Raw genomic sequence first — 12,726 nt, 5'->3', positions numbered from 1 at the left:
GATCAGTTCGTTCAGCACTCACCGAGCGTCGCTCCCGGCCCCTCCACCAGGAAAGACGTTCGGACGACCCCGGACAGATCCGGACAGGCCGGTCAGCCCCGCCACGGGGAGCACTGCGCGGTGCCCTCCCCGAGGCAGACCCGCGCCTGGAGTGACTGGATTGACGACTCAACCCACTCAACGTCCTTCGTCGCGCCGTTTCCGGAGACGTTGGCGATCGAGCCCTGGTGATCGCTACCCGGGATGTCCACGTAGCTGTAGCGCAACCACAGGTGGGCGGCCAAGCCGTCGTCGGCGGAGTCCTTGAGGTACGACGGCGCCTCGACGTAGACCGTCCCGTTCTGGCGGTAGCCCTTCACCAGTGCGCTGGCACCGGTCATCGCCGGGCTGATCGAGAAGTCCACCTTGCAGTTGGAACCGGGATCGAAAACAGGATCGCCGGGGTTGTGACACACACCAGCCTGGGCGGACGGCGCCGCGCACAGCGCGAGAGCCAATGCTGCGGGCAGGACAAAAGACAGCTTCTTCATGATTTCCCCCTTCAACCACGGATCTATCAAGTCCCGCGCCGGCTCACAAGCTGTTCGGACGATTCCGGACACCCCGATATCCGGCGCTCTCGAGCACCTCCGCTGCCCTGCGCCCGGTGTCCGCGGCCGCGATCGGATCGCCGTTCGCCTCGTGCACGCTGGTCAGGACGGTGAGGGCCAGGCCTTCCAGGATGCGCTGACCGGTCGCCACCGCGCGCTCCTGCGCTTCGGACGCGTCCCGCAGCGCGGCGGCGTGTTCGCCGGCGGCGAGGTCCAGCCAGGCCAGTTCCAGCAGTGCGTCCGCCACGCCGGTGCCGTACCCGATGGCGGCCGCCATCCGCCACGCCCGGCGCAGGTCGTCGCGGCGGCCGCGGACCGCGGCGACCGTGATGAGCGCGTCGATCTCGACCCGGCCGGAGCCCTTCGCGAGCGAGAGCGCCTGCTCGGCACACCGCAGTGCCTCGTCCGGCCGGCCCGCGTCGCGGTGCACGCGGGCGAGGTCGTCGAGCGCGGCCGCCTCGCTGACCCGGTCCTCGTGGTCGTGGTTGAGCTGCTGGGCCCGGCGCAGGAAGTGGGCGGCGTGGTCCAGGTCGCCGAGGTAGCGGTGCACGACGCCGAGCGCGCCCAGCGAGTTGGCCGCCGAGCGCGTCTCGCCGATCTCCTCGCGGAGCTCGACGGCGGCCTCCAGGTTGGCGGCGGCCTCGACGAGCCGCCCGAGCCGGATCTCGGCGAGTCCCAGGTTGCCGAGCGCGCGGGCCTGCCGGGCCGTGTCCCCGATCTCGGTGTAGAAGGCGTGCTCCCGCCGGAAGCAGTCCGCCGCCGACTCCAGCGCACCCAGATCCGCGTAGACGCCGCCCAGGTTGCCGAGCGTGCTGAACTCGCGGAAACGGTCCCCCGCCGCCCGGCTGAACTCGACGGCCTGCTCGAAGTGGTCGGCCGCGGCGCGGTGGTCGCCCGCGCCCCAGTGCGCGGTGCCCAGTGAGAGGTGCATCGCCGCGGATGCGCTCGCGTCGGACCGCTCCTGGGCGGCGGCCAGTCCCACGCGGGCGACGGCCAGCCATTCCGCGGTGTGGCGGCGCAGCCAGTAGCAGCCGCGCAACGCGTCGGTGAGCAGCCAGGCCATCGGCGCCTGCCCGAGCACCTCGGCCCGTTCGACCAGGGCGACCAACGTGGACCGTTCCGCGTCGAACCACTGCAAAGCCTCGGTCGCGCCACCGAACGCGTGCCGCGGCGTCACGGTCGCGAGCACCGAGAAGTCCGGCCGCACACCGCGTGCCGCCGCGACAGCGAGGTCGAGGTACTGCTCGTACAGCCGGCCGATCGCCACGTCGGTCTCCGCCTGACTCTCCTCCGCCGCGCACCTTTCGCGGGCGTACAAGCGAAGGAGGTCGTGCAGTCCGTACCGGCCCGCGGCCTTCACCTCGACCAGGTGTGCCGCGACCAGGGTGCGCAGCGCGACTTCGCCTCCGGTGCCCGCCAGCGCTGCGGCGGCACGGGTGGGCAGCTCAGGACCCGGTGCGGTTCCCATGCGGCGGAACAAGGTCCGCGCCAGCGGATCGAGCGCCGCGTAGGAGTGACCGAACGTCGTCCGCACCGCGGCGTCGGCGTCCCCCTCGACCTCCAGCGCGGTGAGGCGGTCGCCCGCCGTCAGCTCGGCCATCAGCTCCGCGATCGTCTGATGTGGACGGTCCGCGAGGTTGGCCGCGGTGATCCGCAGCGCGAGCGGGAGGTAGCCGCACAGCCGCACGAGCTCCTGGACGGCGTTTTCCTCGCGCAGCACCCGTTCCGGGCCCAGCACGCTGATCACCACCGCCGGCGCCTCCTCGGGGCTGAGCACGCCGAGTTCCAGCCGGTGCGCGCCCTCCTTGGCCACGAGGCCACCCAGGCGGTCGCGGCTGGTCACGACCGTCATGCAGCCGGGGCCGCCGGGCACCAGCGGTCGCACGTGCGCGGCGCTCGGCGCGTTGTCCACCACGACCAGCACGCGCTTGTCGGACGTGATCGACCGGTACATGCCGATCATCGCGTCCTGCTGCAGCGGGATGTCCTCGCCGGGCACGCCGAACGCGCGGATCGCCAGCGCGAGCGCCTGGTCCGCGGTGACCGGCGGCCCCGCCGAGTACCCGCGCAGATCCAGGTACACCTGCCCGTCCGGGAACCGGTTCGCCACCTGGTGCGCCCACTGCACGGCCAGCGCCGTCTTGCCCACGCCGGGAATCCCGCACACCACCGCGAGCCTGCTGCCGCTCTCCAGCAGCGCGGTCAGCTCCTTGAACGCCTTGCCACGCCCGGTGAAGCCGGGCACGACCGCGGGCAGCTGCCGCGGCACCGCGCCGGACATCGCACCGGACACCGGCCGGGCCGGTTCCGCCTGCACCCGGCGCCACGCGGCGAGCCACGGCTCGGTCTCGCCGGGCGGCACGCTGAACGCCTTGAGCAGCCCGCGCACCACCTCCAGCGCCGGCGCGGTCTTCCTGCGCGGGCTCAGCGCGTCGGCGAGCGTGCTGCGCGCGAGCCCGGACAGCTTCTCCATCTGCCGCAGCGACGGGTTGCCCGCCCACACCTTCAGCGAGCGCAGCGCGGCGATGAGTTCATCGAGCGCCTGCACGTCGTCAGGTGTCGGGGCGGCGGACATGGTTGAAGCCTAATGATCGCGCCAGGTCCAGGGGCGATCGCAACCCGGTTGGCACTCGAAATGGTCGGACCAATTGTTTACACTTGTGAACCGGGCCGCCGAACCCGCCACGCGAGCACCCCGGTGTTCGCCACCTCCGCCTGCCAGGAGGAGCCATGAAGGCACGGCATCGGCTCGCCCTCGCGAGTCTCACCGCATCCACCGCTCTGGCCGCCGCGGTCCTCGTCCCCCTGACGACCGCCAGCGCCCACGGCACGTTGTCCGATCCCGCCAGCCGGGTCTACACGTGCAAACAGGAGAACCCCGAGAACCCGAAGTCCGAGGCGTGCAAGGCGGCCGTGGCCGCGGGCGGCACGCAGGCGTTTTACGACTGGAACGAGGTGTCGCTGCTCGAAGCGGGCGGCAGGCATCGCCAGCTCATCCCGGACGGCAAGCTGTGCAGCGCCGGTCGCGACAAGTACCGCGGCCTCGACCTGCAACGCGCCGACTGGCCGGCCAAGCGCATCTCGGCCGGGTCGCTGACCGTCACCTACCACGCGTCCGCGCCGCACTCGAACAGCAACTTCGAGTTCTACATCACCCGCCAGGGCTGGAGCCCGACGCAGCCGCTGCGCTGGTCGGATCTCGTGCACCTGCAGACGTTCAACAACCAGAACCCGACCACGTTCACGAACTGGACGCTGCAGATCCCGCAGCGTTCCGGCCGGCACATCATCTACTCGATCTGGCAGCGCGTGGTAGGCAGCAACGAGGCCTTCTACACCTGCTCGGACGTCGACTTCGGCGGCGGCACCAACCCGCCTCCGACGACGACCAGTCCCCCGACTCCACCGCCCACGACGACCACGACGCCTCCCCCGCCGAGCGGCACCTGGGCGGCGGGCACGACCTACCAGGTCGGCAACCGGGTCACCTACAACGGCATCTCCTACCAGTGCCAGCTCGCGCACACCGCGATCGCCGGCTGGGAACCGCCGAACACGCCCGCTCTGTGGATACGCCTCTGATGCGGGTTCTCCTGCTGTTGCTCGTTTTCGCGCTGTCCGGCTGCGGTTCCCCGCCGCAGCCGGACGGGGTGCTGCGCGGCGATCCGCTGGACGTGATGTTCCTGCAGATGATGATTCCGCACCACGAGCAGGGCGTCTCGATGGTGGCTCTGGCGTCGTCGCGCGCCCAGGACGAGGACGTGCGCATGCTGGCCGCCGCGATCGAGTCGACCCAGGCGACCGAGCTCGACGCCATGAAGGGCTGGCTGAACTCGTGGGGCGAACCGCTGACGGCACCACCCGACTCGCACGCCGGCCACGGAGGCATGCGCCGCAGCGACCCCGAGGAGATCGCGAGACTGCAGGCGTTGCGCGGCAACGAGTTCGATCAGCGGCTGCTCAACGTCATGATCGCGCACCAGGACGACGCCGTGCAGATGGCCAGGTGGGAGCACGGCAGCGGCGCGCACAAGGAGGTGAAGGATCTGGCGGGCCGGATCGAGAAGTCCCGTTCCGCGCAGATCGAGATGATGAAGAAGTTCCTCACCAGGGTCTGACGGGTACCCGGTCGGTGACAAAAGGAGGCCGACATGCAACCAGTCCCGTTCGTCCCGTGGGTGTGGCGCGATCCCTCCTGGGCCACCGGCCCCGAACACGACGAGGCCGAACTGGCCCGGCGCCCGGACACCGGCCTGATCGGCTACGAGGTCGAGGCCACCGACGGTGGTATCGGCAAGATCGACGACGACAACGCGAAGGTGCCGCACGACTGCCTGATGGTCGACACCGGCCCGTGGATCTTCGGTCACAAGGTCGTCCTGCCGGTGGGCACCGTGCAGCGGGTGGACCACGCCGAGCGCAAGGTGTACGTCGACCGCACCAAGGAGCAGATCAAGAACGCGCCGGAGTACAACCCGGACGACCACGACGACTACCGCGCGCGTGCAAACGACTACTACAACGAGAGCTACCGCCTGATGCCGCCCATGCTGTAGGCGCACGCATCCGATGTGGACGCTCGCAGGCACAGCACGTCCGCCAGCTCCAGCGCCCGGATCGGCCGCAGCACGGCGGTGGAGTTCGCGACGACGAGCAGCACGCCGCCGCGACGCAGACACAGGTCCTGGTGGTCCAGCAGGACCCCGATCCCGGCCGCGCCGAGGAACCGCAGCTCGGTGAGGTCCACCACGACCGGCGCGGGCGGGACGACCTCGAGCTCTGCCAGGACCAGGGCCTCGGTCAGCTCGTCCGCGGTGGAGCAGTCCAGCTCGCCGGCGACGTGCACGACAACGGTGTCGCCCACTCTCTCGCTGGTGATGTGGAACGGAACGGAGTCGGTGTGCACGCGGCAACCTCCAGATGGAACGGCACGACCATCACGAGGGCTGCATGCTCAACCCGGCTCGACGGTAGCCCAGACCTCGGCGAACGCCGTGGCAAAGAGCCGAACGGAGCAGAGGTTCGCTCGGATGGAGCACCGAGAGCGAGCGTAGGATCGGTGGCCATGCGCACGTCCGGTGTCTCCGACGTCGTCGGGCCGAAGGGCGTCCGATGACGGGCTTCCAGCACGAGGCCGCCTTCTACGGTTCCGACGACGACTTCCTCGCGTACGTCGTGCCGTTCGTCGAGGGCGGCCTGCGCGCGGGCGAGCCGACGCTGGTGGCGTGCACGGCCCAGAACACCGCGCTGCTGCGCGGCGCCCTGAGCCGCACCGATGCCGTGATGTACCTGCCGGGCAGCGACCAGTACGCCCGCCCCGCCGACGCGATCACCCAGTACCGCGACCTCTTCCACGAGCACACCGCCGCTGGCACGAGACAGATGCGCGTCGTCGGCCAGGTGCCGCACCCCGGCACCGGCTCCCCGTGGGACTGGTGGGCGCGCTACGAGGCCGCGGCGAACCGCGCCTTCGCGGAGTTCCCGGCGTGGGCCCTGTGCCCCTACGACATCAGGACGACCCCCGCTGACGTGCTCACCGACGTGGTGCGCACCCACCCGCACATCGCCTCCACCGTCGGCACGCACGATGCCAACCCCGCTTTCCACGAAGGCGTCCTCAGCACCACACCCACCCCTGACCTGCTGGAACAGGGACCTGCCCTGATCGAGCTCGTCGACCCGACGGCGGGCGCGGTGCGTGCCGCCGTCAACGCGGCCATCAGCACGACCCGGCTCACCGAGGACAGCGCGCACGACGTCATCTACGCGGCGAGCGAGATCGTCACCAACGGCCTGACCCACGGCGTCGCGCCGGTGCGGTTCCGGCTGTGGGCGGACGAGACCCGCGTGGTGGTGTCGGTGACCGACCGGGGCTCCGGCCCGTCGGACCCGCTCGCCGGCCTGATGCCGACGACGGAGACCCGCTCGGCCGGGCTCGGGCTGTGGGTCCTGCACCGCACCTGCGACTACGTGTCGATGGCTCGCGACGACGAGGGCTTCACGATCCGGGTGAGTGTGGGCGGCACCGCCTAGCTCTGGTCGAGGACGTACCGCGCCGCCCGCGCAGCCTGCGCCGAGTCGACGTGCACCTCGTACCGCTTGGCCTGCAAGGTCATGACGCTGGAGAAGTCCCGCCGGCCGCGCGTGCTCCAGTGCGCGACGAAGCCGAAGACCGCACCCCAGAAGGCACCGATCACGAGGCTGATGAGCAGCAGCCACGCCCACCCGCCGTCGGCGGTGAACAGCCCGAGCAGCAACCCGATCAGCACACCGAACCAGGCACCGCTCGCCGCGCCCGCGGCGGCCGCCCTGCCGCGCGTCATCCGCCCGGTCACCTGCTCGACGGTTCGCACGCCCTCGCCGACGATCCGCACGCTCTCGACCGGGAACCCGTCGTCCGACATCCGGTCGACGAGCCGCTGCGCGTCGAGGTAGTCGGCGAAGGTCGCCAGGAGCTTCGACCCGGTCACGTTCTGTTCGATTTCCACCCGCTGCGGCTACCCGCGATCACGACCTGCCAACCGGCTTTCAGCCCACCTGGCGCAACTCGCGATCGCTCGCCACCAGGTGCTCCCACGTCCGGCCGCGCTGGCTCGGCGGCGCGGAACCGTCCGCGGTGCACACCGGATACACCAGGCCGAAGGGAACGGGTTGATCGAACTCGTCTCCCGTGTGGACGTCCACCAGACGACGCACGTGTGCCATCGCGACCACTCCCTCGCGTGTGAGCGGCAGGGCCAAAAGGGGGTTTGGAATCACCGAATACCCCGTGAACAGCACGACCATGCACGGCATCGCTGCTGCAAAAGAGTGAAAGGACAGTCCTAAGTGGAGGGTCCCGCCGCGTGGCACCGCGCGGGACCCTCCGGTCTAGGAATACCTGGGGTGGGTGGTGTGCCATTCGAAGCCGCCGGCCATCCAGGCCTTGGTGCCCTTCAGGAACCGGTGCAGCTCCAGCGAAGGCACGGCCAGCAACGCCTTGTGGCCCGCCTCGAAGTCGCGCACCAACTGGTTGTGCAGCTCCACGGTCCGTGCGGTCGCCTCGGCGATCGAGCACTCCCGGTCGGCCGCGATCTGCAGCACCATGTTGCACACCGGCTTCTCGTCAGCGGCGTCCTTCTCCACCGACACCAGGTCGTTGACCATCACCGACGCGGTGCCCGCCGAGGTCAGCAGCTGCCGCACGCGCGGGTCGTAGTACAACGGCGCCGGCAGCTCGTAGCCGCCGACCGCGTCGATCAGCGTCATCGACGTGTAGAAGGTGTCGTGCTGCCTTGTCGCGAGGTACTGCCACGCCGGCGGGTAGTTGCCGGTGTGCCGCCACGCCGCGTAGGCGCTCCACGACACGAACATCGCGAACGTCGAGTAGCAGACCCGTTGCACCACGGTGTGAGTGCTGCGTGACGACAGGTGGGCGATGCCCGACCGCAGGCCCACCAGCACCGGGTCGGCGGCGAGCGTTTCCTCCAGCTCCACCGTGAACTCCGCCGCCGGGGCGACCGGGTCCATCGCGGCCATCGCCAGCGCCAGGCGTGGCGGCAGCTCGGCCGGGATCGCGCCCATCTCGGTGCTGTCGGCGTAGAGGTCGTCGGCCGCCCACCACGCCGCGTTCAGCTTCGCGGCGATCAGCAGCTGCTCGACGTCGTCGGTGTCGACGTGGGTGAGCACGGCGAGCCGGCCGAACTGGCCGCCCAGGAACTGTTCCGGCTCCTCGAAGCCGCAGTCTCCGGCCCACGCGATGAGCCGCTCGTCCACGGCGGCCGCGAGCAGATCGTCCTCCCGCTCCACCACCGGCACGTACAGCGGCGGCGCCGTGCCGTCACCCCACGGGCGTTCCGCGTAACCGGGTTCCGGTGGCACCACAACGGCCTCGGGCCGTCCGAGCCGGGCAGCAGAAGTGCCCAGCCCGGACGGCCCGGAGAGGAGATCCCTCATCAGACGCGGTCCGCCGCGATCAGCAGGTAGTGGAAGCTGCCTTCCTTGTAGGCGGTGAGGAACGGGTCCTCGATGCCGGTCGCGACCGATGACTTCGCCCGCAGCTCCCAGTACGGGATGGTGTCCGGCGTCAGGTCCACCACGCTGATCGGCACGAAACCGTTGTCCGCCAACGCCTTGAAGTACTCGCTGCGCGGGTGGATGTTGCAGATGTAGTGCTGGTCGATCTGGCTCACCGCCCGCGAGCGGCCGCCCGTCAGGTCGTTGTAGCAGCCGGTGATGCAGACGTACCGGCCGCCGGGCGCGATCAGCCGCGCGAACTCGCCGTACAGCTGCTGGAGGTCCACGTACATCGTGGTCTCGTTGGTCCAGATCCCGTTGAGGGAGCCGGTTTCGAAGCCGGTGTCGAGCATGTTCTTGAAGTGGAACCGCACCTGGTCCGCGACCCCGCGCTCGGCCGCCTGGGCGTTGGCGAACGCTACCTGCTGCTCGGAGATGCTGACGCCGTCGACCCGAGCGCCGAACCGGGCGTTGGCCATGAAGCTCGTGCCGCCGCGGCCGGAGCCGCCGTCCATCAGGTGGCCGCCGACGGGGACGTCGCCGAACGCGTCGAGCAGCACCTCGGCCTGCGCGGTCTCCAGGCGGTGCATCTCGCCGATGATCGCGTCGTCGCCCATTTCCAGCACGGCGGGGTCGTACGCGCCGAGGCCGTAGTGGTGGTGGTAGAGCCCGTCCACCTCGCCGAGCTTGATGTTGACCGGGTCCTTCTCCTTGTTCCAGTAGTCCGCGACGGAACGCTGGTAGTCGGTACGCAGAACCGGCTTCACAGTGGGGCTCGCCATGTCCTCTGGTGCTCCTGTTCGTTGGAACGCTCGCTGCCGAACAGCAACCGACCTTTGCACCTGAAGGCCCAGGCGACGATCCGCCGTTCAGGGATGGTTCGGTCACGAACGGGTATGCCGGACTGTGCGTCTCAGTGGGCCCCCTAACCCATGAAACCGTTCCAGCATCCCCACTTTCGTGGGCTCCCGGCCCCCATCCGGATGACCGCGAGGCCGGTATTCCATCCCACCAGGGAAGAAGTCCCGGTACCGCGTCAGCGGCCGCCTCGGCCCAACTCGGGTCGCGATCAGCCCAATCGGCTCGCACGATTCAGACCTGTGAGCTGCCAGGGGAACTGAGTGACCAGTCAATCAGCCGTCATTGAAAACCATTTCAGCATTACCTAATTCAAGAATGTGAATGTTTGACATTTATCGCAACTATCGACTACAAAGAAATAGCCCCCGCCCTGCCGAAGAGGGTTATCAATGACGAGAACCTCCATACCCCTGCTCACACTGCTCTTAATCGGTTCACTCGCCGTACCGGTGACGACTGCGACCGCAGTACCTGCACTGACCGGCCTGGACGTCTCGTCAGGCAACCGGCGTTCCCCTATTTCCGGCCTGTACGACTGGTCGAAGACAGGGTATCGCGGCAATGGCGTGCTACCCGGAAACAATGACGTGAACCCGAACGCGACCTGTCAGATCACGGCGGCCGAACTCGCTTCCCAGCACAACGTGCGCCCGAATGACGCGGCCGACGACACCGCCGGACTGCAGGCGGCGATCGACGCCATCAGGACGTCGTGTTCACCGAGCGCGAGCTATTCGAAGCTGAGCCTCATCACGCTGCCCGCCGGTGAGCTGAGGGTGTCGAAGGAGCTGCACGTCGACGCCGACTACCTGATCATCAGGGGAGCCGGCGCAACCGCTACCAAGGTCGTCTACACCCCGGACGCGAACACCCGGTATGACGCGCTCACCCCGGACGGGTCGGACTGGGACGAGGACGGGATGACGTTCGGGCAGGGCAAGGGAGGCTGGCTGTGGCCGGGACGCGGGCTCTTCCGGGTCCAGTCGCGCGGTGTGCACTCGAGCTACGCCGGCGATCACGCGTCGGCGCCCGAGAACCGCAAGGACATCTTCGAGGGCACGATCAACGTGCACTGGAAGGCGGGCGCCAAGGTCCGGACCGCCGCGAAGGCCGGTGACCGCACGATCCAGGTCCAGTCCGCGAGCACGATCAAGGCGGGCATGCTCGTCAACGTCCGGGCCGCGAACTCCGTCAAGTTCTACGAGCAGCAGTTCGCCACCGGAACCCCGTACCCCTTGCTGAACATGCACATGCGCCAGCAGATCTTCACCGTCGCCTCGGTCTCGTCCAACACCGTCACGCTGGACAAACCGCTGGAGTTCGACGTCCCGGTCAACTCCACCTCGGACGGTTCACCGGCCATCGGCGGGGCGGCCTACGACTCCAAGGTGTCGCCGCTGGTGGACCCGGTCCTCGGCGTCGGGTTCGAGAACTTCGGCTTCACGCAGGCGATGCCGAACCTCAGCCCCGCCGAGGCCGTCAACAACTACGGCAACATGGCGCCGGCCGACGAGATGCACGGCATCGTCTTCAAGTGGGCGGCGAACTCGTGGGTGCGCGGCATCCGCGCGGAGATGACCGGCTCGCACCCGATCGTCACCGAGGAGGCGAAGAACCTCCAGATCGTCGACAACCACCTCGACGGCTCGTGGAACAAGGGCAAGGGCGGCAACGGTTACTTCCGCGGCTCGCGGGTGTGGGACTCGCTCTACGCCGGCAACACCTCGCGCAACCTGCGGCACTTCACCTTCCAGTGGTCCGCGTCGGGCAACGTCGTGGTGGGCAACGACTTCGACTCCGACCTGAACCTGCACGGCGGCTGGGAGCGCAACAACCTGTTCGAGCTCAACACCGTTCGCGTCTCCTACGCGCACCGCTCCGGCAACTGCCGCGCGAACTGCGGCGAGGAGGGCGGCGGCGGGCCGGACGACTCGAACTGGTTCCCGATCTGGTGGGGCGCGGGCAAGAAGGCCGTGAAGTGGTCAGGTGGCACCGGGCCGCGCAACGTCTTCTTCAACAACGCCATGACCAAGCAGGTGTCGACCAGTGGTGCTTTCGAGCCCTACTACAACGACCGGCAGCGGATCTACCAGTTCGGCTGGAACGGCAGCGCGTACCAGCACCTCGACGTGACCGGCGCGGCGATCGCGGACTGGGCGAAGAACGAGCAGCGCGACTACACCGGCGGCCACGGCGTCGACGCCACGAAGACCGACTCCGCGAAGTCGCTTTTCCTGAAGTCGGTGCCGACGTCCAGCGAGCCCGAGGAGCCGGGCGAGGGTCCCGTCGGGACGATTCCGGTCTCCACCGCCGACCAGCTGAAAACCGCGCTGGGCAACGCCAACCCGGGCGACACCATCCAGCTCGCGCCCGGCACCTACCGCGGTTCGTTCAGCACGCAGAAGGCCGGCACGGCGAGCAACCCGATCACGCTCACCGGCCCGCCCTCGGCGGTGCTGATCAACGACGGCCCGTCCGGCACGGCACCGACCTGCCCGGTGCCGACCGCGGGCTGGGACCCCGGCTACGGCCTGTGGCTGTACAACGCGCCCTACTGGAACATCAGCGGAATCACCGTCGCGGAGTCCAAGAAGGGCATCATCCTCGACAACTCCCACCACGTCACGATCGACGGTGTGACCGTGCGCAGGACGGACGAGGAAGGCGTGCACTTCCGGCGTTCCTCCGCGGACGGCGTGATCAAGAACTCGACGATCACCGACGCGGGCGTCGTCACGAAGGACTACGGCGAGGGCGTCTACCTCGGCTCCGCGAACTCCAACTGGAAGTGCCACGGCAACTCCGGCGGCGTCGACAGGTCCGACCGCGTCCAGGTGCTCGGCAACAAGATCGGCCCCAACGTCTCCGCCGAGCACATCGACGTCAAGGAGGGCACGCAGGGCGGCGTGATCCGCGGGAACACGTTCAACGGCACCGGGATCAGCGGCGCGAACTCCGCCGACTCGTGGATCGACGTGAAGGGCACCGGCTACCTGATCGAGGGCAACACCGGCACCTTCGCCTCGCCCGGCACGTTCAAGAACGGCTACGAGACGCACAACCCCAGCACCACGCCGTCGTTCGCCAACGGCTGCGGCAACGTGTGGCGCGACAACAGGTCGGACCTCGGCACCGTCGGTGAGTACGCGGTCTACGTCGTGTCCACGTCGAAGTGCAAGGACAACCCCAACGTCGTCCACGCCTCCAACACGGTCTCCCGTGCCAAGAAGGGCCTGACGAACGTCCCGGTCACCCCGTAACAAGCGGGGGTCGCAGGGTC

General features: G+C 69.1%; 12 protein-coding genes. 5 read left to right on the top strand and 7 right to left on the bottom strand.

What is annotated here, in order from left to right; translation table 11 throughout:
• Positions 1-92: 92 nt before the first annotated feature.
• Together ACIA8G_RS09810 and ACIA8G_RS09805 are read right to left on the bottom strand one after the other, a co-directional pair.
• Complete coding sequence (locus ACIA8G_RS09810; RefSeq protein ID WP_396417951.1) at positions 93-530, bottom strand: hypothetical protein; 438 nt, start codon at positions 528-530, stop codon at positions 93-95.
• 43 nt (positions 531-573) lie between these two features.
• A complete protein-coding gene (locus ACIA8G_RS09805; protein WP_396417950.1) occupies positions 574-3,165 on the bottom strand; it encodes an ATP-binding protein in 2,592 nt (863 codons plus the stop codon).
• Between the two features lie 155 nt (positions 3,166-3,320).
• On the opposite strand from ACIA8G_RS09805, the gene ACIA8G_RS09800 reads away from it, so the two are divergent.
• From ACIA8G_RS09800 to ACIA8G_RS09790, 3 genes are read left to right on the top strand one after another with little or no spacing between them, the layout of a single operon-like run.
• Positions 3,321-4,172, top strand: coding sequence for a lytic polysaccharide monooxygenase (locus tag ACIA8G_RS09800; protein ID WP_396417949.1), 852 nt, complete (start codon positions 3,321-3,323; stop codon positions 4,170-4,172).
• The gene (locus ACIA8G_RS09795) at positions 4,172-4,708 is read left to right on the top strand and encodes a DUF305 domain-containing protein (protein ID WP_396417948.1); all 537 of its coding nucleotides are present in this window, start codon (positions 4,172-4,174) and stop codon (positions 4,706-4,708) included. Before ACIA8G_RS09800 ends, ACIA8G_RS09795 begins: the two co-directional genes overlap by 1 nt.
• A 33-nt stretch (positions 4,709-4,741) precedes the next feature.
• Positions 4,742-5,146, top strand: a complete 405-nt coding sequence (locus ACIA8G_RS09790; protein ID WP_396417947.1) for a PRC-barrel domain containing protein — start codon at positions 4,742-4,744, stop codon at positions 5,144-5,146.
• Here the strand turns inward: ACIA8G_RS09790 and ACIA8G_RS09785 are convergent.
• Positions 5,119-5,496, bottom strand: a complete 378-nt coding sequence (locus tag ACIA8G_RS09785) for an anti-sigma factor antagonist (RefSeq protein WP_396417946.1) — start codon at positions 5,494-5,496, stop codon at positions 5,119-5,121. The genes ACIA8G_RS09790 and ACIA8G_RS09785 overlap by 28 nt on opposite strands.
• 206 nt (positions 5,497-5,702) lie before the next feature.
• Between ACIA8G_RS09785 and ACIA8G_RS09780 the strand changes: the two genes are divergently transcribed.
• A complete protein-coding gene (locus tag ACIA8G_RS09780) occupies positions 5,703-6,623 on the top strand; it encodes an anti-sigma factor RsbA family regulatory protein (RefSeq protein WP_396417944.1) in 921 nt (306 codons plus the stop codon).
• Here the strand turns inward: ACIA8G_RS09780 and ACIA8G_RS09775 are convergent.
• The 4 genes from ACIA8G_RS09775 to ACIA8G_RS09760 all read right to left on the bottom strand — a co-directional run bounded on the left by ACIA8G_RS09775 (position 6,620) and on the right by ACIA8G_RS09760 (position 9,367).
• Positions 6,620-7,078, bottom strand: a complete 459-nt coding sequence (locus ACIA8G_RS09775; RefSeq protein ID WP_396417943.1) for a general stress protein — start codon at positions 7,076-7,078, stop codon at positions 6,620-6,622. The genes ACIA8G_RS09780 and ACIA8G_RS09775 overlap by 4 nt on opposite strands.
• A gap of 40 nt (positions 7,079-7,118) precedes the next feature.
• Positions 7,119-7,295, bottom strand: coding sequence for a hypothetical protein (locus ACIA8G_RS09770; RefSeq protein WP_396417942.1), 177 nt, complete (start codon positions 7,293-7,295; stop codon positions 7,119-7,121).
• Positions 7,296-7,460: 165 nt separating this feature from the next.
• Entirely contained in the window at positions 7,461-8,525 is a 1,065-nt protein-coding gene (locus tag ACIA8G_RS09765) for a family 2 encapsulin nanocompartment cargo protein terpene cyclase (RefSeq protein ID WP_396417941.1), read from the bottom strand.
• Positions 8,525-9,367, bottom strand: coding sequence for a geranyl diphosphate 2-C-methyltransferase (locus ACIA8G_RS09760; RefSeq protein WP_396417940.1), 843 nt, complete (start codon positions 9,365-9,367; stop codon positions 8,525-8,527). The genes ACIA8G_RS09765 and ACIA8G_RS09760 overlap by 1 nt, the downstream gene beginning before the upstream one ends.
• 468 nt (positions 9,368-9,835) lie before the next feature.
• On the opposite strand from ACIA8G_RS09760, the gene ACIA8G_RS09755 reads away from it, so the two are divergent.
• Complete coding sequence (locus tag ACIA8G_RS09755; RefSeq protein ID WP_396417939.1) at positions 9,836-12,706, top strand: right-handed parallel beta-helix repeat-containing protein; 2,871 nt, start codon at positions 9,836-9,838, stop codon at positions 12,704-12,706.
• Positions 12,707-12,726: the final 20 nt, after the last annotated feature.

Origin of the sequence: Lentzea sp. NPDC051213, from assembly GCF_044455585.1 — a bacterium.
Lineage (GTDB): Bacteria > Actinomycetota > Actinomycetes > Mycobacteriales > Pseudonocardiaceae > Lentzea.
The sequence above is the reverse complement of the archived record's forward strand: the minus strand, read 5'-3'. Positions and strand labels throughout refer to the sequence as shown.

Bases quoted from the DNA above. Each gene is read 5' to 3' on its own strand.
- ACIA8G_RS09795 (WP_396417948.1), top strand. From the start codon at position 4,172: ATGCGGGTTCTCCTGCTGTTGCTCGTTTTCGCGCTGTCCGGCTGCGGT.
- ACIA8G_RS09765 (WP_396417941.1), bottom strand. From the start codon at position 8,525: ATGAGGGATCTCCTCTCCGGGCCGTCCGGGCTGGGCACTTCTGCTGCC.
- ACIA8G_RS09805 (WP_396417950.1), bottom strand. From the start codon at position 3,165: ATGTCCGCCGCCCCGACACCTGACGACGTGCAGGCGCTCGATGAACTC.
- ACIA8G_RS09770 (WP_396417942.1), bottom strand. From the start codon at position 7,295: ATGGCACACGTGCGTCGTCTGGTGGACGTCCACACGGGAGACGAGTTC.
- ACIA8G_RS09810 (WP_396417951.1), bottom strand. From the start codon at position 530: ATGAAGAAGCTGTCTTTTGTCCTGCCCGCAGCATTGGCTCTCGCGCTG.
- ACIA8G_RS09760 (WP_396417940.1), bottom strand. From the start codon at position 9,367: ATGGCGAGCCCCACTGTGAAGCCGGTTCTGCGTACCGACTACCAGCGT.
- ACIA8G_RS09790 (WP_396417947.1), top strand. From the start codon at position 4,742: ATGCAACCAGTCCCGTTCGTCCCGTGGGTGTGGCGCGATCCCTCCTGG.
- ACIA8G_RS09780 (WP_396417944.1), top strand. From the start codon at position 5,703: ATGACGGGCTTCCAGCACGAGGCCGCCTTCTACGGTTCCGACGACGAC.
- ACIA8G_RS09800 (WP_396417949.1), top strand. From the start codon at position 3,321: ATGAAGGCACGGCATCGGCTCGCCCTCGCGAGTCTCACCGCATCCACC.
- ACIA8G_RS09755 (WP_396417939.1), top strand. From the start codon at position 9,836: ATGACGAGAACCTCCATACCCCTGCTCACACTGCTCTTAATCGGTTCA.